The sequence below is a fragment of the Bdellovibrio sp. HCB185ZH genome, assembly GCF_047302455.1.
Taxonomy (GTDB): Bacteria; Bdellovibrionota; Bdellovibrionia; order Bdellovibrionales; family Bdellovibrionaceae; genus Bdellovibrio.
The window spans coordinates 1,639,176-1,662,714 of sequence record NZ_CP178624.1; the positions used below are offsets into that span (position 1 = coordinate 1,639,176).

The 23,539-nt window shown below is 44.1% G+C and carries 28 protein-coding genes; all 28 read right to left on the reverse strand.

Translation table 11 applies throughout. The features are described 5' to 3' along the window. Window positions 1–80: 80 nt before the first annotated feature. The 28 genes from ACLSU7_RS08000 to rplL all read right to left on the reverse strand — a co-directional run bounded on the left by ACLSU7_RS08000 (window position 81) and on the right by rplL (window position 23,492). Complete coding sequence (locus tag ACLSU7_RS08000; RefSeq protein WP_413295035.1) at window positions 81–716, reverse strand: adenylate kinase; 636 nt, start codon at window positions 714–716, stop codon at window positions 81–83. Then, window positions 716–2,044, reverse strand: coding sequence for a preprotein translocase subunit SecY (gene secY, locus ACLSU7_RS08005; RefSeq protein WP_142699142.1), 1,329 nt, complete (start codon window positions 2,042–2,044; stop codon window positions 716–718). Before secY ends, ACLSU7_RS08000 begins: the two co-directional genes overlap by 1 nt. Continuing rightward, window positions 2,044–2,481: a 50S ribosomal protein L15 gene (rplO, locus tag ACLSU7_RS08010; RefSeq protein ID WP_413295036.1), complete on the reverse strand. Its 438-nt coding sequence runs from the start codon at window positions 2,479–2,481 to the stop codon at window positions 2,044–2,046. Before rplO ends, secY begins: the two co-directional genes overlap by 1 nt. A 3-nt stretch (window positions 2,482–2,484) precedes the next feature. Further along, window positions 2,485–2,670 carry a 50S ribosomal protein L30 gene (rpmD, locus tag ACLSU7_RS08015; RefSeq protein ID WP_413295037.1) on the reverse strand — a complete coding sequence of 62 codons (186 nt, stop codon included), beginning with the start codon at window positions 2,668–2,670 and terminating at the stop codon, window positions 2,485–2,487. Between the two features lie 12 nt (window positions 2,671–2,682). Then, window positions 2,683–3,144 carry a 30S ribosomal protein S5 gene (gene rpsE, locus ACLSU7_RS08020; RefSeq protein WP_413295038.1) on the reverse strand — a complete coding sequence of 154 codons (462 nt, stop codon included), beginning with the start codon at window positions 3,142–3,144 and terminating at the stop codon, window positions 2,683–2,685. Window positions 3,145–3,153: 9 nt separating this feature from the next. Next, the gene (gene rplR / locus ACLSU7_RS08025; RefSeq protein WP_142699139.1) at window positions 3,154–3,519 is read right to left on the reverse strand and encodes a 50S ribosomal protein L18; all 366 of its coding nucleotides are present in this window, start codon (window positions 3,517–3,519) and stop codon (window positions 3,154–3,156) included. A 9-nt stretch (window positions 3,520–3,528) separates the two neighbouring features. Continuing rightward, window positions 3,529–4,071 carry a 50S ribosomal protein L6 gene (gene rplF, locus ACLSU7_RS08030; RefSeq protein WP_181606320.1) on the reverse strand — a complete coding sequence of 181 codons (543 nt, stop codon included), beginning with the start codon at window positions 4,069–4,071 and terminating at the stop codon, window positions 3,529–3,531. Between the two features lie 7 nt (window positions 4,072–4,078). Continuing rightward, window positions 4,079–4,468, reverse strand: coding sequence for a 30S ribosomal protein S8 (gene rpsH / locus ACLSU7_RS08035; protein WP_142699137.1), 390 nt, complete (start codon window positions 4,466–4,468; stop codon window positions 4,079–4,081). A 10-nt stretch (window positions 4,469–4,478) separates the two neighbouring features. Beyond that, window positions 4,479–4,784: a 30S ribosomal protein S14 gene (gene rpsN / locus ACLSU7_RS08040; RefSeq protein ID WP_413295039.1), complete on the reverse strand. Its 306-nt coding sequence runs from the start codon at window positions 4,782–4,784 to the stop codon at window positions 4,479–4,481. 8 nt (window positions 4,785–4,792) lie between these two features. Next, a complete protein-coding gene (gene rplE, locus ACLSU7_RS08045) occupies window positions 4,793–5,332 on the reverse strand; it encodes a 50S ribosomal protein L5 (RefSeq protein ID WP_413295040.1) in 540 nt (179 codons plus the stop codon). 10 nt (window positions 5,333–5,342) lie between these two features. Then, complete coding sequence (gene rplN, locus ACLSU7_RS08050; RefSeq protein ID WP_088615299.1) at window positions 5,343–5,711, reverse strand: 50S ribosomal protein L14; 369 nt, start codon at window positions 5,709–5,711, stop codon at window positions 5,343–5,345. A 10-nt stretch (window positions 5,712–5,721) separates the two neighbouring features. After that, window positions 5,722–5,994 carry a 30S ribosomal protein S17 gene (gene rpsQ, locus ACLSU7_RS08055; RefSeq protein ID WP_413295041.1) on the reverse strand — a complete coding sequence of 91 codons (273 nt, stop codon included), beginning with the start codon at window positions 5,992–5,994 and terminating at the stop codon, window positions 5,722–5,724. A gap of 3 nt (window positions 5,995–5,997) precedes the next feature. Next, window positions 5,998–6,189 carry a 50S ribosomal protein L29 gene (rpmC, locus tag ACLSU7_RS08060; protein ID WP_088615301.1) on the reverse strand — a complete coding sequence of 64 codons (192 nt, stop codon included), beginning with the start codon at window positions 6,187–6,189 and terminating at the stop codon, window positions 5,998–6,000. 2 nt (window positions 6,190–6,191) lie between these two features. Next, a complete protein-coding gene (gene rplP / locus ACLSU7_RS08065) occupies window positions 6,192–6,599 on the reverse strand; it encodes a 50S ribosomal protein L16 (RefSeq protein ID WP_088615302.1) in 408 nt (135 codons plus the stop codon). Continuing rightward, window positions 6,586–7,251 carry a 30S ribosomal protein S3 gene (rpsC, locus tag ACLSU7_RS08070; protein WP_142699134.1) on the reverse strand — a complete coding sequence of 222 codons (666 nt, stop codon included), beginning with the start codon at window positions 7,249–7,251 and terminating at the stop codon, window positions 6,586–6,588. Before rpsC ends, rplP begins: the two co-directional genes overlap by 14 nt. A gap of 2 nt (window positions 7,252–7,253) precedes the next feature. After that, window positions 7,254–7,586 (reverse strand): 50S ribosomal protein L22, encoded by a 333-nt coding sequence (rplV, locus tag ACLSU7_RS08075; RefSeq protein ID WP_142699133.1) that lies wholly within the window; start codon window positions 7,584–7,586, stop codon window positions 7,254–7,256. Window positions 7,587–7,598: 12 nt separating this feature from the next. After that, window positions 7,599–7,889, reverse strand: a complete 291-nt coding sequence (gene rpsS / locus ACLSU7_RS08080; protein WP_142699132.1) for a 30S ribosomal protein S19 — start codon at window positions 7,887–7,889, stop codon at window positions 7,599–7,601. A gap of 9 nt (window positions 7,890–7,898) precedes the next feature. Further along, window positions 7,899–8,717: a 50S ribosomal protein L2 gene (rplB, locus tag ACLSU7_RS08085; protein WP_181606319.1), complete on the reverse strand. Its 819-nt coding sequence runs from the start codon at window positions 8,715–8,717 to the stop codon at window positions 7,899–7,901. Between the two features lie 2 nt (window positions 8,718–8,719). Next, on the reverse strand, window positions 8,720–8,998 hold the full coding sequence (rplW, locus tag ACLSU7_RS08090; protein WP_181606318.1) for a 50S ribosomal protein L23: 279 nt from the start codon (window positions 8,996–8,998) through the stop codon (window positions 8,720–8,722). Between the two features lies 1 nt (window position 8,999). Continuing rightward, window positions 9,000–9,629, reverse strand: coding sequence for a 50S ribosomal protein L4 (gene rplD / locus ACLSU7_RS08095; protein WP_181606317.1), 630 nt, complete (start codon window positions 9,627–9,629; stop codon window positions 9,000–9,002). A gap of 1 nt (window position 9,630) precedes the next feature. Then, window positions 9,631–10,299 carry a 50S ribosomal protein L3 gene (gene rplC, locus ACLSU7_RS08100; RefSeq protein ID WP_181606316.1) on the reverse strand — a complete coding sequence of 223 codons (669 nt, stop codon included), beginning with the start codon at window positions 10,297–10,299 and terminating at the stop codon, window positions 9,631–9,633. 9 nt (window positions 10,300–10,308) lie between these two features. Beyond that, window positions 10,309–10,626: a 30S ribosomal protein S10 gene (gene rpsJ / locus ACLSU7_RS08105; RefSeq protein ID WP_025308875.1), complete on the reverse strand. Its 318-nt coding sequence runs from the start codon at window positions 10,624–10,626 to the stop codon at window positions 10,309–10,311. 211 nt (window positions 10,627–10,837) lie between these two features. Continuing rightward, window positions 10,838–12,943, reverse strand: a complete 2,106-nt coding sequence (gene fusA, locus ACLSU7_RS08110) for an elongation factor G (RefSeq protein WP_413295042.1) — start codon at window positions 12,941–12,943, stop codon at window positions 10,838–10,840. A 9-nt stretch (window positions 12,944–12,952) separates the two neighbouring features. Then, entirely contained in the window at window positions 12,953–13,426 is a 474-nt protein-coding gene (gene rpsG, locus ACLSU7_RS08115; RefSeq protein ID WP_142699126.1) for a 30S ribosomal protein S7, read from the reverse strand. Between the two features lie 14 nt (window positions 13,427–13,440). Continuing rightward, window positions 13,441–13,815, reverse strand: a complete 375-nt coding sequence (rpsL, locus tag ACLSU7_RS08120; RefSeq protein WP_413295043.1) for a 30S ribosomal protein S12 — start codon at window positions 13,813–13,815, stop codon at window positions 13,441–13,443. A gap of 217 nt (window positions 13,816–14,032) precedes the next feature. Next, the gene (gene rpoC, locus ACLSU7_RS08125; protein WP_413295044.1) at window positions 14,033–18,166 is read right to left on the reverse strand and encodes a DNA-directed RNA polymerase subunit beta'; all 4,134 of its coding nucleotides are present in this window, start codon (window positions 18,164–18,166) and stop codon (window positions 14,033–14,035) included. 27 nt (window positions 18,167–18,193) lie between these two features. Next, on the reverse strand, window positions 18,194–22,393 hold the full coding sequence (gene rpoB, locus ACLSU7_RS08130) for a DNA-directed RNA polymerase subunit beta (protein WP_413295045.1): 4,200 nt from the start codon (window positions 22,391–22,393) through the stop codon (window positions 18,194–18,196). A gap of 730 nt (window positions 22,394–23,123) precedes the next feature. Then, window positions 23,124–23,492: a 50S ribosomal protein L7/L12 gene (rplL, locus tag ACLSU7_RS08135; RefSeq protein WP_331339742.1), complete on the reverse strand. Its 369-nt coding sequence runs from the start codon at window positions 23,490–23,492 to the stop codon at window positions 23,124–23,126. Window positions 23,493–23,539: the final 47 nt, after the last annotated feature.

The following is a 23,539-nucleotide window of genomic DNA, read 5'->3' on the forward strand; positions in this document are numbered from 1 at the left end:
ATAACAGCAAAAATACAAACGAGGAGTCGGACGCTATCACCGAGCTTCATTAAAGTCTAGAGATAAAATAACAATAGTGGTTAGCTTATTATTTTTTCGATCTCATTGTAGACAAGCTCAGTGTCCCTATTACCGTCGATCTGGATGTACTTTCCTGATTTTTTATAAAATTCTTTTAGTGGGCTTGTGAATTCCTGGTAGGCCTTGAGACGAGTCCCAATAACCTCAGCTTTGTCATCGTTACGTTGAACGACTTCGCCGCCGCAGTTGTCACATTTACCTTCCGTCTTGGTAGGCTTGCTGACGATGTGGTAGACTGCCCCGCAATTTTTACATACGCGTCTACCAGTTAAACGATCCATCAAGATTTCCATTGGAACTTCCAAAAAAATGGCTTTTCCAATAGAAAGTGTCATCTTATTCAATAGGCCGTCCAAAGCTTCGGCTTGCGCCACAGTTCTTGGAAAACCGTCTAGGATAAAGTTTTTTACGCCTTTTTGAAGTACTTCCTCAACCATACCGATAACGATGCTATCTGGTACCAATTGACCTTTATCCATGTACTCTTGGGCTTTTTTACCAAGGTCAGTTTGACCTTTGATTGCCGCTCTGAATAAATCCCCAGTGCTGATCTGAGTCATGCCTAAGCGTTTGATTAACAACTCAGATTGCGTACCTTTACCGGCCCCCGGGGCTCCAAACAGAATCAGGTTCATTAAAATTGAACCCTTCTGCTGCGGATTTTAGCACCCTTCATGAAACCTTCGTATTTTTGAGTGATCATGTGAGATTGGATTTGCTGAGCAGTATCCAAAGCAACACCAACCAAGATCAAAAGTGACGTACCACCGAAGTAGAACGGAAGACTCATTTGAGAAGCCAAGATACCTGGCATCACGCAGATTGCAGAAAGATAGATACAACCCAAAACGTTCACGCGCTCCAGAACTTTTTGAATGTAGTCAGCCGTGCTCTTACCCGCACGAACCCCAGGAATGAAACCACCGTACTTTTTCAAGTTGTCAGCTACTTCATTCGGGTTGAACACGATTTCAGTATAGAAGAATGAGAAGAATACGATCAAAGCGACAAACATGATGTTGAAGATCGTGCCTGAAGGATTCAAAGAATCTTGAAGCGCTTTCAACCATGGAGTGTGTACGAACTGAGCCATTGTTGCAGGGAACATTAGCAAAGAACTCGCAAAGATCGGTGGGATAACCCCAGAGAAGTTAATTTTAATTGGAAGATGGCTTGTAGGAGTCTGCATAGACTGCATACCGCCGCCACCCGCACGTTGAGAATACTGAACAGTGATTCTACGTTGAGCGACTTCCATGTAGATAACCGCAGCGATGATTGCAACCATCAGAACCAATAGAAGCAATACAACAGCGAATTTCATTTCGCCAGAAGCAACAAGTTCCCAAAGACGTTGACCGCCCTGTGGAATTGCAGCTGCGATACCAGTAAAGATGATCAAAGAAGAACCGTTACCGATACCTCTTTCAGTGATTTGCTCACCCAACCACATGATGAAGCAAGTACCAGCTGTCAACGTAATGATTGTCATCAATTGGAAAGGAAGGAATGCCACAGTCGGTGCGATCACAAGTGAACGACCATCCGGGCTTGTAGAGTTCATCAACCAAGTTGAGATACCGTAACCTTGTACGATTGCCAAAGCTACAGTCGCATAGCGAGTGTATTGATTGATTTTGCGACGACCAGCTTCACCTTCTTTTTTCAAAGATTCCAACATTGGAACCGCTGAAGTCAAAAGTTGGAAAATGATCGAAGCAGAGATGTAAGGCATGATTCCCAGTGCAAACACGCTGAACTGGGAAAGTGCGCCACCTGTGAAGGTATTAAATAGGCCGAAAATTCCATGCGCTTGCGCTTGGAAAAATGAAAGCACCGCAGTTCCATCCACGCCAGGCGTTGGAACGTGAACTCCGATTCTGTAGACGGCCAATAAGGCCAACGTGAAGAATATACGTTTACGAAGATCCGAATTCTTTGCGATGCTTTCAATTGCAGACACTATTTAATTACCTCGACTTTGCCGCCAGCAGCTTCAATAGCTTTCTTAGCGCTTTCTGAAAATTTGTGAGCTTTTACAGTCAAAGCTGTTTTTAGCTCGCCCATTCCCAAAATCTTAACCGCGCCCTTGTTAACAAGTCCAGCAGTGAAAAGAGTTTCGGGAGTTACTTCTCCAGAAAATTTAGCAAGTTGTCCGACATTAACAATCTCAAAGTTGTTAGCGAACGCAACGTTGCTAAAACCAAATTTCGGCAAACGACGGTGCATAGGTGTTTGACCACCTTCGAAACCACGACGCACAGTACCACCAGTACGAGCCAATTGACCCTTGTGACCTTTAGTAGATGTGCCACCCATACCAGAACCGATACCACGACCGATTCTTTTTGGAGCGTGTTTTGATCCAGCTTTAGGAGCTAGTTGATTAAGCAAGCTCATGGATTACCCCTTAACTTCAACAGTGATTAAGTGTTGAACTTTCATGATCTGACCACGGTTTGCCGGAGTGTCGTTAACTTCAGCAGTTGAACGAATCTTCTTCAAACCTAGGCAACGAACTGCATCTTTTTGATCTTGAGTGCAGCTGATGATTGATTTTTTCAATGTAACAACAAATTTCTTAGCCATATTTGCCTCCGACTATTTGTTCAACTCTTTAAGTTGAGCCAAACCATCGAGTGTTGCTCTTACTGCATTGTGTGGGTTACGAGTACCAACACATTTAGTAAGAATGTCTTTTACGCCAACTGACTCAAGAACGGCACGAACTGCACCACCCGCGATCACACCAGTACCTGGAGCTGCTGGTTTCATAATAACCTTAGCTGCACCAAATTTACCGATTACTTCGTGAGGAATCGTACGACCTTCTTTAAGAGTCACGCCTTTAGCTGATTTCTTAGCTGCTCTGCTTGCTTTGCCGATAGCCTCAGGAACTTCCTGAGATTTACCAGTTCCAAAACCAACATCACCAGCTTTGTTACCAACAACTACTAGAGCTGCGAATGTAAAGCGACGACCACCTTTAACAACTTTTGTTACACGGTTGATCGCTACTACACGCTCTTCCAATTCAGCTGCTTGAGCTTGAACTTTCTCCACATTCACTCCTTAGAAATTGAGGCCGCCCTCACGAGCGCCATCAGCTAGAGATTTAACACGGCCATGGTACAAGTAACCGTTACGGTCAAAAACCACGCTCTTAATGTTTTTAGCAGTTGCAGCTTTCGCTACTTCCACCCCAACAAGCTTAGCCATCTCAACACCAGATTTGTCCTCTTTACCAAGAGAAGAAACGGACACAAGAGTGTGACCAGTAACGTCGTTGATAACGCTTGCGTACATATGCTTACCGCTTCTGTAAACGCAAAGACGAGGTCTTTCATCAGTACCGCTAACAGTTTTGCGGATTCTGATTTTCTTTTTGAGGCGATTAACTTTTCTATCGCTTGTATGTTTGCTCATTTTTAATTTCATACATTACCTCTATTTACCAGCAGACTTACCGGCTTTACGACGGATGTGCTCACCAGCGTAACGAACACCTTTACCCAAATATGGCTCTGGTGGACGGAATGAACGGATTTTAGCAGCTACTTGACCAACAAGTTCTCTGCTAGCGCCAGTGATTGAAAGTGCTGTTTGTTTTTCAACTTTGATTTCGATGCCTTCAGGGATATCGAACACTACAGGGTGAGAGAAGCCCAAAGAAAGCTCCAACTTTTTACCTGCAACGTTTGCACGATAACCTACACCTTGAAGCTCAAGACCTTTAGTGAAACCTTTAGTAACGCCAGTTACTGCGTTTTGAACCAAAGCTCTGTAAAGACCGTGCAATGCACGAGCATCTTTAGAGTCGTCTTTACGAGTCAACACTACCTTGTTGCCATCAACTTTAGCTGTAACTTGAGGCTGCATAGCAATCTTCAAAGAAGATTTAGCGCCTTTGATCACAACTTCGTTAGCAGGTGTAACATCTACTTTTACTGTGTTATCAAAAATAACGGGTGCTTTACCAATACGAGACATAAATCACCTACCAAAGTGTCGCAAGCAATTCGCCGCCGAGATTTTGCTCAGCTGCTTGCTTACCGCTCATGATCCCTTTGCTTGTGCTGATGATGGACATACCCATACCAGAACGAACTTGAGGAATTTTATCTGATTTAACATAAACGCGACGGCCCGGACGGCTTACACGGTCGATAGAGTTGATAGCGTGGCCACCAGCTTCATCGTACTTCAAGTAAACACGCATGATGCCTTGCTTAGAATCTTTAGCAACTTTGAAGCTGCGGATAAGACCTTCGTTAACAAGGATCGTTGCGATACCAGCGCGAACTTTAGAAGCAGGCAAATCCACTTTTTCGTGTTTTGCTGCTCCCGCATTTCTAATAATTGTAAGGAACTGAGAAATTGTATCCATAGTTTTCCTCTTACCAGCTAGCTTTCGTTACGCCAGGCAATTTACCATCAAGCGCAAGTTGTCTGAAGGCGATACGAGACAAACCGAATTTTCTGTAGTTACCACGAGGGCGACCAGAAAGCTCACAACGTGTGATAACACGGTTGATGTTTGTCTTTTGAGGAAGAGCTTGAAGCTTTTTACGAGCTTCTGCTCTTTCGTCATCAGAAAGTTTCATGTCAACGGCTTTATTTCTAAGCTCTTTTCTGTATTCAGTGTAGCGCTTAGCAATTGCTTTTCTTTTATTGTTTTTAACAATACTTGATTTACGTGCCATCGTTCATCCTACTTTCTGAAAGGCATGCCAAGTGCTTCAAGAAGCGCTCTGCCTTCAGTATCGTTTTTAGCTGTTGTACAGATTGTGATGTTCATACCACGAGTTTTATCAACTTTATCGAAGTTGATCTCAGGGAACACGATTTGTTCCTTAAGACCCATGTTGTAGTTACCACGGCCGTCAAAACCTTTATTCGGCAAACCACGGAAGTCACGTACGCGAGGTAGTGCCAAAGTGTTTAGACGATCAAGGAATGACCACATTCTCTCTTTTCTCAAAGTTACGCGAACACCCAATGGGATGCCAGCACGCAATTTGAAGTTAGAGATAGCTTTTTTAGCTTTAGTGATAACTGCTTTTTGACCAGAGATCGCTGTGATCTCGTCAACAACAGTGTTCAAAATTTTTGGATTTTGAACTGCTTCGCTCAAGCACACGCTAAGAGTGATTTTCTCCAAGCGAGGAACTTGCATTACGTTTTTAACTCCCAATTGTTTTTGAAGAGCAGGAGCGATCTCTTTTTGATATTTAGCTTTTAAGCGATTCATCTCATACCCCTTACAGAACTTCCGGAGCCAAAGATACGATCTTAACGAAAGACTTTGCTCTCAACTCTCTGGCTACTGGGCCAAAGATACGAGTTCCAATTGGTTCTTTATTGGCGTTGATCAAAACTGCAGAGTTATCATCAAAACGGATGTAAGAACCGTCTGGACGACGAAGTTTTTGAACAGTTCTAACTACTACTGCTTTAGCAACGTCACCTTTTTTAACTTTAGCGTTTGGCAAAGCTTCTTTGATAGAAACAACGATAACATCACCGATAGATGCTACACGACGTTTAGAACCACCAAGAACCTTTACGCACATAACTTCTTTAGCGCCAGAGTTGTCAGCTACATTTAGTCTAGTTTGCATTTGAATCATGACAACACTCCTATGCTTTCGCCGTCTCTACGACTTCAGAAAGAGCCCAACGTTTAGTTTTGCTAAGAGGACGTGTTTCACGGATCTTAACGATGTCACCAACTTTAGCTTGGTTTTTTTCGTCATGAGCTTTGAACACAGAAGTTTTCTTAACATACTTACCGTATTTAGCGTGTTTAACCATGCGGTAGATTAGAACAGAGATAGTTTTATCCATCTTGTCGCTGATAACCTCACCAACTACTTCGATTTTACGACCACGAGTATTTGTTTCAGTTGTCATTTACTACCTCGCTACTTTCTTTACGATTGCTGTATTGATTTTCGCGATAGAACGACGAAGATCACGAATTTCAATTGGGTTAGAAAGTTGACCAATTGAATTCTTGATACGAGCTTGGAACAACTCTTCAGAAAGAGCTGCTCTTTTCTTTTTCAATTCAGTTACAGAAAGATCTTTAATCTCTACGAACTTCATAACTACTCCCTAACCAAGAAACGAGTTTTGAAAGGAAGTTTGTGAGCTGCGCGTTCGAAAGCTTCTTTAGCTTGTTCACGAGTCACACCGTTCATTTCGAAAAGAACTTTTCCAGGAAGAACACGGGCTACCCATAGCTCCGGGTTACCTTTACCGCTACCCATACGAGTTTCAGCTGGTTTTTTAGTTACCGGTGTATTTGGGAATACACGGCACCAGATTTTACCACCACGCTTAACTGAACGGGAGATAGCAATACGACCTGCTTCCAACTGACGTGCTGTAAGACGTCCTTCCTCAACTGCTTGAAGACCGAAATCTCCAAAATCAAGGTTAGAACCTCTGTACGCAAAACCAGTTGCGCGGCCTACAAATTGTTTACGCCATTTTACTCTTTTAGGACTTAACACGACCTGCCTCCTCAACTTCGCGAGCAGATAAGATATCGCCTTTATAGATCCATACTTTCAATCCGATGATACCGTATGCAGTTAGAGCTTCAGCAGTACCGTAGTCGATATCTGCACGCAATGTATGAAGAGGAACACTCTTCTCATTGTACCACTCTGAACGAGCAATCTCTGCACCATCAAGACGACCGGAAACACGGATCTTGATACCTCTCACGCCGCCTTTGATCGCAGCTGCAATAGATTTTTTAAGAGCTCTTCTCCAAGAGATACGTTTCTCAAGTTGTTGAGCAATGCTCTCAGCGACGAGCTGAGCATCGAGGTCTGGCTTGCGCACTTCTTGGATGCTCAAGAAAACTTCGTTGGGTGTAAGTTTTTGAACTTCCGCTTTAAGAGCGTCAATACCAGTACCTTTTTTACCAATAACAACACCTGGGCGAGCAGTCGAGATGATGATTTTGATCTTCTTCGCTGCACGTTCCATTTCGATTTTAGCTACACCAGCATGCTTAAGTTTACCTTTTAGGTATTTTCTTAGGCGGATGTCTTCATGTAGATTTTCGAAATATTGGTTACCCTTCGCATACCAGCGAGAGTCCCAAGTTCTAATAACACCAACGCGTAAACCAATTGGATGAACCTTTTGTCCCACGATTATTTCTCCTCAAGTACTACGTTGATGTGGCTTGTTTTCTTACGAACTCCGAATGCACGGCCTTGAGCGCGTGGACGGAATCTCTTAAGAACCGGACCTTGATCAACCCAGATGGCTTTAACAACCAAGTTATCTACGTCCATAACTTTTTTGTATTCAGCGTTAGCAACAGCAGATTCGATAAGTTTCTTTACCATACCTGCAGTTTTTTTGTTCAAGAAAGTAAGAGTTTTAACAGCTTCGTTCACGTCTTTACCGCGAACTAGGTCTGCAACAAGTCTTGCCTTTTGGGCACCTACTCTTGCGTATTTTAGGCTAGCTTTAACTTCCATTATAAACCTCTACTACTTCTTAGCAGCAGCTGGAGCTGCGGCTTTCTTCTCAGCGTGGCCTTGGAAAGTTCTTGTTGGAGCAAACTCACCGAGTTTGTGACCAATCATGTTCTCAGTGATGTAAACTGGAACGAACTTTCTACCGTTGTGAACTGCGAACGTAAGTCCGATAGTTTCTGGAAGAATTGTTGAGCGACGAGACCAAGTTTTAATAACTTTTTTGTCGTTTTTTGCGATCGCATTGTCGATTTTCTTTTGTACAGACAAATCAACGAATGGACCTTTTTTAATTGAGCGTGCCACAGTCTACTCCTACTTACGTCTCTTGATGATTGAAGAGTCAGTTCTCTTATTATGTCTTGTCTTGTAACCTTTACATGGTTGACCCCATGGAGTTACAGGATGATGACCTTTACCCACACCTTCACCACCACCCAATGGATGGTCTACTGGATTCATGTGCATACCACGAACTGAAGGACGGATACCTCTCCAACGAGAGCGACCTGCTTTACCAAGATTGATATTTTCATTGTCAGTATTTCCAACTTGACCGATAGAAGCGCGGCATACTGAAAGAACCTGCTTCAACTCACCAGATGGCATACGTACTTGGCAGTACATATCACCTTTACCAGCCAAAGTCGCGCTCGCACCTGCACCTCTGCAAATTTGACCACCTTTACCTGGGCGCAATTCGATATTGTGAATTACTGTACCAACAGGGATAGCTGACAAAGACAAAGAGTTACCTGGTTTGATGTCGGCTTTGTCTGAAGAAAGTACAGTGTCGCCTACATTCAAGCCAACTGGCGCGATGATGTATGCTTTCTGACCGTCTACATAGTTAAGAAGAGCGATACGGCAAGTTCTGTTTGGATCGTATTCGATCGCAGCAACTTTAGCTGGCACTTCTAGTTTAATACGTTTGAAATCAATCAAACGGTACTTACGTTTATGACCGCCACCTTGGTGACGAATAGTAATTTGACCGTGATTGTTACGAGCTGCTTGTTTCTTAAGAGGAGCAAGCAAAGACTTCTCTGGAGTTGTCTTTGTGATTTCTTTGAAATCGAAACCAGTCATTCCTCTACGACCATGAGAGCGCGGGGCGAACGTCTTGATACCCATCTCTATACTCCCTCAAAAAGAGCGATCTTCTCACCTTCAACAAGCTTAACGTAAGCTTTTTTCCAGTAAGGGACCTTAGTTGCACCAAACTTCGAATTTTTAGAGTGACCGCGGCAAACGCTAGTTCTCACGCTGTCCACTTTAACTTTGAAGTTCTTTTCTACTGCTGCTTTTACGTCTGTTTTAGTAGATTTCATATCTACTTCGAACACGTAAACACCAGCTGCGTTGTGGTATGTGTTTTTCTCCGTGATTAGTGGAGTTTTAATTACTTGTTTCATCTTACGCTTTCTCCATTGAGCAGCGATCTACGATTTTCGCTACAGAATCTTTAGTGATTACTGCTGCATCGTATTTCAAAAGATCAAACACGTTCAAACCTTCAACTGGGAAGTATTTGAATGTTGGAAGATTTTTTGAAGCTTGATTGAACTTGTCGTTAACATTTGCATCGATCAAAACTGCTTTTTTCAAGCCGAACGCTTTAAGACGTTTGCTCAATTCAGCTGTTTTACCTTCAGATTGCATGCTGTCTACTACGAACAACTTGCCTTCTTTTTGAAGGTGAGAAAGTGCCATGCTCAAACCTAAGCGACGAACTTTTTTAGGAAGTACGAACGCATAGCTGCGAGGTTGAGGACCGAAAGCAGTACCACCACCAGGCATCAAGATAGAACGGCTAGAACCTTGACGAGCTCCACCAGTACCTTTTTGTTTGAAAGGCTTTTTACCACCACCGCTCACTAGACCTTTTGTTTTAGTCATGTGAGTACCTTGGCGACGGCTAGCCAATTGCCATTGAACTACTGTGTGCAAAACTTCTTTTTTAATAGGAGTTTCGAAAACATCAGAAGCAAGATCGATAGATCCAACTTTTTCTTTTTTCCAGTTAAGTACATTTACTGTTGCCATATTACACTCTCACCAATTTCACCAAAGTGTTTTTCGCACCTGGAACTGGGCCCTTAACCATAACAACGTTTTCAGCGTGATTGATCTCAACGATTTCAACGTTCTTAACAGTTACTGTTTCGTTACCAAGATGACCTGGGAATTTCTTACCTGGCATTACACGGCCTGGCCATGTTCTGTTACCAGAAGAACCCGGACGACGGTGGAATTTAGAACCGTGTGAACCAGGTCCACCGGCGAAGTTCCAACGTTTCATAACGCCCGCAAAACCTTTACCTTTAGATTTCGCTGTCATTTTAACAGTGTCACCTTTAGACAAAGAGTCGATTGATACTTGCGCGCCTACTGTAAGACCTTCTGGAATAGCTTGACGAAGTTCTTTTACGAATCTCGCGCCATTTTCGAAGCCAGCACCTTTAAGGTGGCCTTGTTCAGCTTTGTTTGAATTTTTAGCTTTTTTAGGTTCGCAAGCTACTTGAATAGCTTCGTAACCATCTGCTTCGTTAGTTTTGATTTGAGAAACAAACCATGGCTCATAACGAAGAACTGTAACTGGGATAGCTTCACCTTGTTCATTGTAGATGGTAGCCATACCTTCTTTGAATGCAAACAAGCCATTGAGCTTTAGGCCTTGTGCAGACGTTTGTGTGTTTTCTGTAGTTTCGCTCACGTCTTACTCCTAGATCGCCGACAATTTGATTTCAACGTCAACACCAGCAGAAAGATCCAATTTCATCAATTGGTCTACTGTTTGTTGAGTAGGTTCAAGGATATCAAGCATACGCTTGTGAGTTCTTACTTCGAATTGTTCACGAGATTTTTTATCTACGTGTGGAGAACGAAGTACTGTGTAGCGGTTGATGCGAGTAGGCAAGGGAATTGGACCCGCAACTTTTGCGCCTGTGCGACGAGCAGTCTCAACGATTTCTTTCGTCGACTGATCAAGCAATTTATGATCGAATGCCTTCAATCTGATTCTAATCTTCTGACTTTGCATAAGGACACTTCTCTTCTTTTGTAAAGTAGCGTAATTACTAGCAAAAATGTTAATAACTGAACATCAAATCCCATCGAAAACTTGCCCCGAATTAGCCCTTGCGGCCTAGATAAGTCCACCAAACGCGGGGGGTTTTTTGTAAATATAGATGTCACGAGTGCGCGAGTATGCGCATTTAAAAAATCTTTGTCAAAGGGAAAAAATTAAATAATTAATATCTTCCCATTTTATGTAGAATTTCCGTTTTTACCTTCGCAGGGACCACGGCATATTCTAAGAATTCCATGCTGAAACTTGCTCTACCCTGGCTTAAACTGCGCACATCCGTCGCATAACCGAATAGAGAGGCCAATGGCGCCTCGGCAAAGATAACCTGCCCGCCCCCTGGCTTAACGTTCATCGTGAGAATTTTTCCACGACGCGAGTTCAAGTCACCCACTATATTGCCCACGAAATCATCAGGGCAAGTCACTTCAAGCTTAAAGATTGGCTCCATAAGCTCAACTTGGGCTTTTTTAACGGCATCTCTGAACGCCAATGAGGTCGCGGCTTTGAAAGCCATCTCAGTGGACGTTTCGGGACGAACCTCAACAGCTGTTAAAGTGCCTTTAATACCTAGCATAGAATAGCTCGCTAAAGGACCCACCTCAGCCGCTTCACGGAAGCCGCTTTCGATCGCCTTTAAGAACGGAGCTGTAAACTCTTTAGACAATGAGACTTTGCTAACGAATTGGATGTGATCTGCTTGGGAGATCGGCTCAATCGTTAAGCTCACAGAAGCGAAGTTCATATCGCCGGCAATTTCACGCTCATAAACATGAGTTTCGGAGGCCGCCGTCGTAATGGTTTCGCGGTAAGATACTTGTGGCTTACCAACATTCGCCTGCACTTTGTGCTCGCGAAGAAGGCGATCCACCAGGATATCCAAATGAAGCTCACCCATACCCGAAAGAAGAATCTGACCTGTTTCAGGATCGTTTCTCAACTTACAAGATGGATCTTCTTTTTGGAGCTTCTCAAGGCCTGCCAACATCTTCTCTTGATCAGCAGAAGATTTAGCTTCGATTGCCACAGCAATCACCGGCTCTGGGAAAGTGATAGATTCAAGAACTACTGCATGGGAAGTTTCGCAAAGAGTATCACCAGTACCAGTGAACTTAAGACCCACAACTGCACCGATATCGCCAGCCTTCAAGCTCGCAACCTCTTCACGGGAGTTCGCATGCATTTTTACCAGCTTTTGAATACGCTCTTTCTTTTGTGTACGAGGATTCAAAAGTTGGTCACCCATTTTGACTTCACCGGAATAAACACGGATGTACGTCAAAGAACCTGCGAACGGATCATTGGCAATTTTGAAAGCCAATGCCGCCACATGGGCGTCGAAATCAGTTTTACATACGATTTCTTTTTCAGGACGTTCTGGATCGTGTCCCACGATATCCGGAACTTCGATAGGTGATGGAAGGTAATCAATCACACCATCAAGCAAAGGTTGAATACCTTTGTTTTTGAAGGCCGCCCCACAGAATACTGGGAACGCTTTCAATTCAAGAGTGCCTTTGCGAAGAGCTGCTTTTAGCTCAGCAACAGTCACTTCTTCTCCGTTGAGATATTTCTCAAGAAGAACATCGTCAAACTCAACGATCTTCTCAACGACTTCTGTACGGAAGCGATTGATCTCTTCCTTCATGTCATTAGGAACATCGGTAATTTCGAAGTTGTCTCCCAAACCGGATGTCGTCCAAACGTAAGCACGATTTTCTAACAAATCGACTACGCCACGGAATGTATCTTCCATACCGATTGGAACTTGAACTGGGACTGGATTCGCCTGAAGACGCTCTTTGATTGTCCCGTAAGACATCACAAAATCAGCGCCCACACGGTCCATTTTATTGATAAAACAGATTCTTGGTACTTTGTACTTGTCAGCTTGTTTCCAGACAGTCTCAGACTGAGGCTCAACACCGTTTACGCCGTCAAATACTGCTACCGCACCATCAAGAACGCGCAAAGAACGTTCAACTTCAATAGTGAAGTCAACGTGCCCCGGAGTATCGATGATATTAATGCGGTGGTCTTTCCAGAATGCCATAGTGGCAGCAGAGGTAATAGTAATACCACGCTCTTGTTCCTGAACCATCCAGTCCATAGTGGCCTGGCCGTCGTGAACTTCACCAATTTTATGACTTTTTCCAGTGTAGTAAAGGATGCGCTCGGTGGTCGTCGTTTTACCGGCATCAATGTGTGCCATGATGCCGATATTACGAGTATACTTGAGATCAGCTACAACTTTTGGATCTTTAGCTGACATGTAAACAGATTACCAATTGTAGTGAGAGAAAGCCTTATTAGCTTCAGCCATACGGTGAACTTCATCTTTCTTCTTAATAGAGTTACCTCTATTGTTGTAAGCATCGATGAATTCGCCAGCCAAACGCTTAGCGTAGTCTTTTTCGCCACGTTCGCGAGAGTATTCAACCAACCAACGCATAGCCAAAGCCAAACGACGAGTTGGACGAACATCAACTGGAACTTGGTATGTCGCTCCACCTACACGGCGAGAACGAACTTCGATAGAAGGTTTGCAGTTTTCAAGGGCTTTTTTGAATACAGCCATTGGCTCTTCGCCAGCAACTTTACCTTCAAGCTCTTTCAATGCTCCGTAGAAAAGCTTCTGTGCAGTAGCTTTTTTACCTTGGATCATCATTTTATTAACGAATTTAGCAATAACTAGATCTTTAAAAACTGGATCTGGAATTACTTCTCTTTTAAAGGTCTTTTTACGACGTGACATGTGTCAATTCCTTATTATTTCTTAGGTCTCTTAGTACCGTATTTAGAACGGCTGCGTAGGCGACCGTTAACACCTTGAAGATCCAATACACCGCGAACGATATGGTAACGAACGCCCGGCAAGTCCTTCACACGACCACCACGGATCAAGACAACGCTATGCTCTTGAAGATTGTGACCGATACCAGGAATGTAAGAGATAACTTCAAAACCATTAGAAAGACGGATTTTCGCTACTTTACGTAGAGCGGAGTTCGGCTTCTTTGGAGTTGTTGTATAAACACGAGTACAAACACCACGACGCTGAGGGCATGACACCAAAGCAGGTGATTTAGTTTGGTTTTTTTGAACTTTACGCTCACTTTTGATGAGCTGGTTAATTGTAGGCACTTATAAACCCCTTAAACAATTTATTCGAATTCAAGACGCTGGAACTTACATTGTCGCAAGCGTCCGGGTCAAGACATTGTTGTTAATTTTAGTTCCCAAAATCCGGCGTGAGTTCCGCTTTTGGAGTTTTTACATTTTTCTTACGAGATCCGAGGCTTTAGGCCCTCAAAACCGCCAGTGAAGCGGCTTTGAGGATTCATGAAGCGCTGCGACTCTACTAACCTTGGTGCGACTGAGTTGAAGGCGACATACCCGGCAAAGATGCCACGTAGTTTACGTCGTCGTCTTCCGCTACAGACACTTTCCAGCGTTTGTAAGAAGTTAAGCCAGTACCTGCAGGGATCAAACGACCCATGATGATATTCTCTTTCAAACCACGCAAATGGTCTGTGCGAGAATTGATCGCCGCTTCTGTAAGTACTTTTGTTGTTTCCTGGAATGACGCTGCTGAGATCCAGCTATCAGTGCTCAAAGAAACTTTCGTGATACCAAGAAGAAGTGGATTGCATGTAGCAAGTTGTCCACCTTCACGGCTCAAACGAGCATTTTCTTCGTCGAAAGCATATCTTTCAGCTTGTTCACCAGCCAAGAAGCGGCTGTCTCCAGCGTCCTTGATTTCTACTTTACGTAGCATTTGGCGAACGATTACTTCGATATGCTTATCATTGATAGCAACACCTTGAAGTCGGTAAACTTCTTGGATTTCATCAACAAGGTATGCAGATAGGGCTTTAGCACCTAGAACCGCCAGAATGTCATGAGGATTTGTTGGACCGTCCATCAACGCCTCACCGGCTCTTACGTACTCACCTTCTCTTACAGCAACGTGCTTACCTTTAGGGATGAGGTATTCTTTTTGCTCACCCACTTCAGGAGTTACGATTACACGTTGTTTACCTTTAACGTCTTTACCGAATGTCACATAACCATCAATTTCAGAGATGATTGCTGCTTCTTTCGGTTTACGAGCTTCAAACAATTCAGCAACGCGCGGAAGACCGCCCGTGATATCCTTCGTTTTCGAAGTCTCACGATGCATTTTCGCGATAACGTCACCGGCATGGATCTCTTGACCGTCAGCTGCTAGAAGCTGAGCACCCACTGGGATCAAATATCTCGCAGGGATGTCACGACCAGGAAGATTCAATGTCTTACCATTGCCATCAACTAGGAACACAGTTGGTTTAATGTCAGAAGATTTAGATTCCATGATAACTTTAGTCGCGAAACCAGTTACCGCATCCACTTGCTCCTGCATTGTAGAACCTTCTTCGATATCCTGATATTGGATCTTCGCAGAAACCTCTGCGATGATTGGATTCGAATATGGATCCCATTCTACAACTGTTTGACCTTTGGCAACTTTGTCACCTTCTTTAAAGTTCAATACAGCACCGTAAACAAGCTTGAAGTTTTCACGCTCGCGGCCTGCTTCGTCGATAACTAGTGCAGATCCGTTACGGTTCATCACAGTCAACTTACCATTACGGTTAGTAACTGCATGTACGTTTTGAAGTTTAAGAACACCATCATAACGAGATGTATGAACTGATTGCTCAACTGAACGAGAAGCGGCACCACCCAAGTGGAACGTACGCATCGTCAACTGAGTACCCGGCTCACCGATAGATTGTGCTGCAATGATACCAACTGTTTCACCAAGGTTCACAGTCGCACCACGAGACAAGTCGCGGCCGTAACATTTCACACACACGCCACGTTTAGATTGGCACACTAGGGCTGAACGGATGTCGACTTTATCGATACCCAAGCCTTCGATAGTTTTAACGTCAGTCTCTGTGATCTCTTGGTTCGCTCTAACAACTACGTTGTTAGTTTGAGGATCAACAACATCTCTCAATGTTGTACGACCAAGGATACGATCACCGATGTTTTGGATGATCTCACCAGCTTCGTAAACTGGAGTGATTTCCAAACCGTCGTCAATACCGCAATCCAATTCAGAAACAACGACGTCTTGAGCCACGTCAACCAAACGACGAGTCAAGTAACCGGAGTTCGCTGTTTTCAATGCTGTATCGGCCAAACCTTTACGAGCACCGTGCGTAGAGATGAAGTACTGGATAACTGTCAAACCTTCACGGAAGTTTGCAGTGATCGGTGTTTCGATGATCTCACCAGAAGGTTTTGCCATCAAACCACGCATACCACCCAATTGACGGATCTGAGTCGCGGAACCACGGGCTCCGGATTCAGCCATGATGTAGATAGGATTGAATGAAGGTCCTACTACCTCTTTGCCATCAACTACGAATGTTTGTTTTTCGATCGCGTTCATACCTTCTTTAGCGATCTTATCTGCAGTTTGTGCCCAGATATCCACTACTTTATTGTAGCGCTCACCATCTGTGATCAAACCTTCATCGTATTGAGTTTGGATTTCAGTCACTTGTTTTTCAGCGTCAGCGATCATCGGAGCTTTGGCAGCCGGGATAACCATGTCATCGATACCGATAGACATACCTGCAGACGTTGAATATTTGAAACCAAGTTCCATGATTTTATCAGCCAAGATACAAGTCGCTTTTGCACCAGCAAGACGGAAAGTCTTATCGATCAAAGCTGCGATTTGTTTCTTAGTCATGATTACGTTCACGTCGTTGAAAGGAACTTCTTTAGGAACGCTATCAGAAAGAATCGCGCGACCTACTGTTGTTTCTTGCAACTTACCGTTGATACGCACTTTACAAGTCGCTTGCAAGTCTACCAAGCCTGTTTCGTAAGCGTATTGAGCTTCCTGAACAGTTGAGAAGATTTTGCCAGTTCCTTTTGCGCCCAAACGGTTACGAGTCAACCAGTACAAGCCCAACACGATATCTTGTGATGGATTGATGATTGGCTTACCAGAAGCTGGAGAAAGAACGTTGTTTGTAGACATCATCAAAACACGAGCTTCAACTTGAGATTCCACAGAAAGTGGAACGTGAACCGCCATTTGGTCACCGTCGAAGTCGGCATTGAAGGCACCGCACACTAGTGGATGCAATTGGATCGCTTTACCTTCGTGAAGTACTGGTTCGAAGGCTTGGATACCAAGTCTGTGAAGAGTTGGCGCACGATTCAAAAGAACTGGATGTTCTTTAACTACGTCAGCCAGGATATCCCAAACTTCAACTGTCTCTTGCTCAACCAATTTCTTAGCTTGCTTGATAGTTGCTGCTAGGCCTTTTTCTTCAAGTTTGTTGTATACGAATGGTTTGAATAGCTCCAAAGCCATTTTCTTAGGAAGACCGCATTGGTGCAATTTCAACGTCGGACCTACAACGATAACGGAACGACCAGAGTAGTCCACACGTTTACCAAGTAGATTTTGACGGAAACGACCTTGCTTACCTTTCAACATATCAGAAAGGGAGCGAAGTGGACGTTTATTTGGACCAGTGAAAGTCTTACCGCGACGACCGTTATCCAACAATGCGTCTACTGCTTCTTGCAACATACGTTTTTCATTGCGGATGATGATGTCTGGAGCGTTCAGCTCTTGAAGACGTTTCAAACGGTTATTACGGTTGATCACACGACGGTAAAGATCATTTAGATCTGAAGTCGCGAAACGACCGCCATCTAGTGGAACTAGAGGACGTAGATCTGGTGGCAACACTGGAAGTGCTTCCAACATCATCCATTCAGGTTTGTTGATAGAGCCTTTGAAAGCTTCAACAACCTTAAGACGTTTAGTGATCTTTTTCATGCCCGCTTCAGACTTAACGTCTTTAGCTTCCATACGAAGCTTGCGAGACAAGTATTCAGGATCGATTTTTCTCAAAAGGTCACGAACAGCTTCGCCGCCCATGCCGTATTTGAATGAAGGACCGAATTCGTTCAAAGCTGCGTTCAAAGCTTCTTCAGTCAATACTTGGCCTTCTTCCAATGTTGTTTCCATTGGATCGATAACCACGTGGGCTTCACAATACAAAACTTTCTCAACATCCTTAAGAGATAGGTTGAGCAAGTTACCGATACGAGAAGGCAGTGAGCGCAAGAACCAGATGTGTGCAACTGGAGTCGCAAGCTCAATGTGACCTAGACGTTCACGGCGAACTTTAGTTTGTGTAACTTCAACGCCGCACTTTTCACAGACGACGCCACGGTACTTCATACGTTTATACTTACCGCACAAGCACTCGTAATCCTTAATAGGACCGAAGATTTTCGCACAGAACAAGCCATCACGTTCAGGCTTGAATGTACGATAGTTAATAGTTTCCGGCTTCTTAACTTCACCAAATGACCAATCACGAATCATTTCAGGTGACGCCAACGATACTCGTACGGCGTCAAACGAAAGTGGATCTTTTGGTTTATCGAAAAAATTCAACAAGTCTCTCAAAGAACACCCCTGTTGTTAAAGTTTTAATTAGTGCTGCTCTGGCTCAGTAGGAGCCACAACAGTTGCTTCAATAACATCGCCACCGCCATCAAGATCTTCATCTTGATCACGAAGGATGTCGGACTCCATCAACTCAACATTCAATGCAAGAGACTGAAGCTCTTTCACTAGAACGTTGAACGATTCAGGAAGACCCGGCTCAAGGATGTTTTCACCCTTAACGATACTTTCGTACATACGTGTTCTACCTGCTACGTCATCTGACTTAACAGTTAGGAACTCTTGTAGAGAGTATGCGGCACCGTATGCTTCGATCGCCCAAACTTCCATCTCCCCTAGACGCTGACCACCGAATTGAGCTTTACCGCCCAAAGGTTGTTGCGAAACGAGAGAATAAGGTCCGATAGAACGAGCATGGATCTTCTCTTCAACCAGATGGTGAAGTTTAAGCATGTACATGATACCCACAGTAACTGGGTTCGTGAACGGCTCACCAGTACGACCATCGAATAGGATGGACTTACCGGAAAGTGGAACTTCTGCTTTCGCAAGCAAGTTCTTAACGTCTGATTCACGAGCACCGTCGAATACCGGTGTTCCAACGTGGATACCGTTCTTCATACGAGTTACCATTGATTTCAAAGAGCCTTCGTCAGCGCCATCAAGTTTTGCGCTGATATCAGAGTCATTGAAGATATCTTTCATTTCTTTACGTGCGTTTTCTGCATTCCACTTTTCAAGGTGGGCACCGATTTGTTTACCCAAGTTGTGCGCTGCCCAACCCAAGTGAACCTCAAGGACCTGACCAATGTTCATACGTGAAGGTACGCCCAGTGGATTCAGAACCATGTCTACCGGAGAACCGTCTGCTAGGTATGGCATGTCTTCAACAGGCAATACTTTAGAAACGACACCTTTATTTCCGTGACGGCCGGCAAATTTATCGCCGACTTGCATTTTACGTTTAATCGCAACGTAAACTTTAACCATTTTGATAACGCCTGGAGGAAGCTCGTCACCTTTACGAAGGCGGTCGATCTTCTCGTTGAATACCAATTTAACTGCGTCAAGCTGGTTACGAGCGTTGTCGATGATTTTGTTAACTTGGAACTCAAGATCTTGCTCAAGAGGGATATAGTTCAACAATTCGAATGGAATTGTTTCGATATCCGCGATCGTGATCGATTGACCTTTGTTCAAAAGTTTTTGCGATCCATCTTCATTCAACAATACGCCAGTAGTGATTTTGCCTACCAAGATATCGCGAAGTTTCGTGATGGAGTTATTTTTGATAACGTTTTGCTCAACAGCCAAGTCTTTTTCAAGCTTGCGTTTTTTCTCTTCGATGATTGAAGACAAACGCTCATCGCGGTCTGCGCCTTCACGAGAGTAAACTTGAGCGTCGATAACTGTACCGTAAACGCCAGATGGTGCGCGAAGTGATGTATCACGTACGTCACCAGCTTTTTCACCGAAGATCGCTCTCAAAAGTTTTTCTTCAGGAGAAAGCTGAGTTTCACCTTTAGGAGTGACTTTACCAACCAAGATGAAGCCAGGGCGAACTTCCGCACCGATGCGGATGATACCAGAGCTGTCTAGGTCTTTAAGTGCTTCTTCACCTACGTTTGCGATATCGCGAGTGATCTCTTCTTTACCTAGTTTCGTGTCACGCGCTACGCACTCGAACTCTTCGATGTGGATAGATGTGTAAACGTCGTCTTTTAACAAACGCTCAGAGATAAGGATGGAGTCCTCGAAGTTGTAACCTTGCCAAGGAGTGAACGCTACCAGGATGTTTTGACCTAGAGCCAACTCACCAAGCTCAGTGGAAGGACCATCGGCAACGATGTCGCCTTTAGAAACCTTGTCACCAACAGTTACGATTGGTTTTTGATTGAAGCATGTGTTTTGGTTCGTACGTTGGTACTTAGTCAAATTGTAGATATCTACGTTCGCGCCAAGCTCTCCGCCTTTAGCGAAACGACGGATAACGATACGAGATGCGTCTACTTCTTCAACGATACCGTCATTTTGAACAACGACAGATGTACCAGAGTCACGAGCAACCAAACGCTCTACGCCTGTACCAACTAGTGGTGCGCGAGAACGCAACAATGGCACCGCTTGACGTTGCATGTTCGAACCCATCAGGGCACGGTTGGCATCGTCATGCTCTAGGAACGGAATCAAAGAAGCCGCGATAGATACTAGCTGAGATGGAGAAACGTCCATCAATGCAACTTTGTCTTTATCAACGATTTCATACTCACCGTCACGACGAGTGATTGTCGTAGCAGTTTGGATTGATTTGTTACCAGCTTCATCACGAGCTGCCGGAGCGATGTAATGACCCGCTTCTTCCAATGCAGACAAGTAGTTGATGTCTTTAGAAACTGCGCCTTGCTCAACTTTACGGTACGGAGTCTCGATGAAACCGTAGTTGTTGATACGAGCGTAAGTTGCCAAGGAAGCGATCAAACCGATGTTTGGCCCCTCTGGAGTTTCGATTGGGCAGATACGACCGTAGTGCGTAGGATGTACGTCACGTACTTCGAAACCTGCACGGTCACGAGTCAAACCGCCGGGTCCAAGAGCTGACAAACGACGTTTGTGAGTGATCTCAGACAATGGATTTGTTTGATCCATGAACTGTGACAATTGAGAAGAACCGAAGAATTCTTTAACAACTGCATTTACTGGTTTAGCGTTCACTAGATCGTGAGGCATCATTGTTTCTACGTCTTGTAGAGACATACGTTCACGGATAGCGCGCTCCATACGAACCAAACCGATACGGTATTGGTTTTCAAGCAACTCACCTACGGAACGAACACGACGGTTACCCAAGTGATCGATATCGTCGATAACACCGCGACCATTTTTCAGATCGATAAGCGTTTTGATAGTGCTCAAGATATCTTTGTGAGTCAGTGTTCTGTGAGACGGTGGGCACTCTTCCATAGAGATACCGAATCTGTGATTGATCTTGATACGACCAACTTCAGAAAGATCATAAGTCTCTGGATCGAAGAACAAACGGCCGAAGAATGTCGTAGCAGCTTCCAAAGTTGGAGGCTCACCAGGACGAAGGCGTTTGTAGATCTCAACCAATGATTCGTCTTTGTTAGAAACTTTATCAACCAACAATGTGTTGCGAAGGTAAGGTCCAACAGTCAAACCGTCGAAGAAGATCATGAAGAAACGATCGATACCAGATTCGATAGCGCGTTTGATAATTGCAGAGTTCAACTCAGCGTTCGCATCCGCGATGATCTCACCAGTGGATTCATCGATAAGAGGTTTCGCCAAAACTTTACCATCAAGGTCTTTTGGTTCAACTTCAAGTTCAGTGATATTAAGATCTTTGATTTTCTTAACGATCGCACGAGTGATACGACGACCAGCTTTAACTAGTGCCTCGCCACCTTTTGGATCAAGGATATCAGTCAATGCTCTTTGGCCTGACATTCTTTCGATATCCAACTTACGGAACAACTTGCCGCCTTTAACGTAAACTTCGTCAAGGTCGTAGAAGTATTCAAGAAGTTGTTCAGCGTTGTAACCCAATGCTTTCAAAAGAATTGTAACTGGGAATTTACGACGACGATCGATACGGACGTGGATCAAATCTTTTTGGTCAAATTCAGCATCCAACCAAGAACCACGGTATGGGATCACACGCGCAGAGTAGATCAATTTACCAGAAGCATTGTTTTTACCACCGTCGTGATCGAAGAACACGCCCGGAGAACGATGCAACTGAGATACAACAACGCGCTCAGTACCGTTGATGATGAAAGAACCGTTTGCAGTCATCAATGGGATTTCGCCCAAGTAAACTTCTTGTTCTTTTACGTCACGGATAGAACGTGCTTCAGTTTCTTCATCAACATCAAACACGATAAGACGAAGAGTAACTTTGATCGGAGCAGCGAAAGTCATTCCGCGCTGACGACACTCATCTACGTCGTATTTTGCTGGCTCAAGAGTGTAAGATACGAACTCTAGGCTTGCAGTGTTGTTGAAATCTGTGATTGGGAAAACAGATTTGAAAACGCCATTGAGACCAGCTTCGCCACGGCGATCTGGATCCATATCTTTTTGAATGAAAGCTTCGTAAGAAGACTTCTGCAATTCAATCAAGTTGGGAATATCAATGACTTGCTTATTTTTCGCGAAAGACTTTCTAACTCGAATGTTAGAAGCCGTAACTGGAGTTTTTTCCAATGTACTCTCCGTGATAAGAAAATCGAAACTTCACTTCGGGCGGAAGAATCAAGAACCACATTAAATAAAATCAAAACGCAAGGAACCAAACTACTTCCGGGTTTTCAGAAAAGCAAGGAATTATAAGTACTTTCGGTTCTTTACCTTCTTACAAAACTCCGTGGGATTTCGGCTTCGGACTCCGCATTTTGGGGAGGGGGCAGGGACGTATATTTTGGGCACGGGCTTCCGGCCCTCACCGCCCCTTGGTACCGCATCGTGCGGGGGCGGAGGTCTCAAAGTATACGTCCCTGCCCCCTCCCCAAAACGCGGGTTCGACAGAAAAAAGAAGTTTTGAAAGAAAATAAAGAACCGAAATCGCCGTAAAAACCAGTTTCTCGGTTACGCGAAGTAGTTTTTCTGCGGAAATTTTGATTTTATTGAACGTGATTCTCCAATTTGGAGATCTTAGAAACGCGGGGCTTGTTGTTTTTAAGCCTCATGATTTAACGCGTCAGCCATGATTTCCGGGGAGCTGGGGGCTGCCTCTGGTAATTTCGACCTCCCGGCCCGCAGGATGCGGTACCCAAGCCGGGTGAGCGCCGGATGCGCGTGTCGTAAATTACCAGAGGTAGACCACAGGTTCCCGGAAAGCATGGCGGTCGACTTTATTACGAGGCTTAAAAAGCAAAAAGCCCCGTGTTTCCACGAGGCTTTTGGCATTTTCAAAACCAAGAATTGGTTCGAAAGACTACTTAACAGTAACTTTCGCGCCTGCAGCTTCAAGAGCTTTTTTGATTTTTTCAGCGTCTTCTTTAGTCGCGCCTTCTTTAACAGCTTTGCCACCAGCTTCAACTAGTGCTTTAGCTTCAGCAAGACCCAAACCAGTCAAACCACGTACTTCTTTGATTACGTTGATTTTGTTCGCGCCTGCATCAACCAAGATAACGTCGAAAGCAGTTTTTTCTTCAACAGCAGCAGCAGGGCCAGCGCCAGCAGCAGCTACAGGAGCAGCAGCAGAAACGCCCCATTTTTCTTCAAGCATTTTTACAAGTTCAGCGATTTCAAGAACTGTTTTCGCAGACAATGCGTCAACAAGTTGATCGTTAGTTAGAGACATTTTAATCCTCCAGGGATTTAAAAAAATTATTTAAAAATTCAAATATA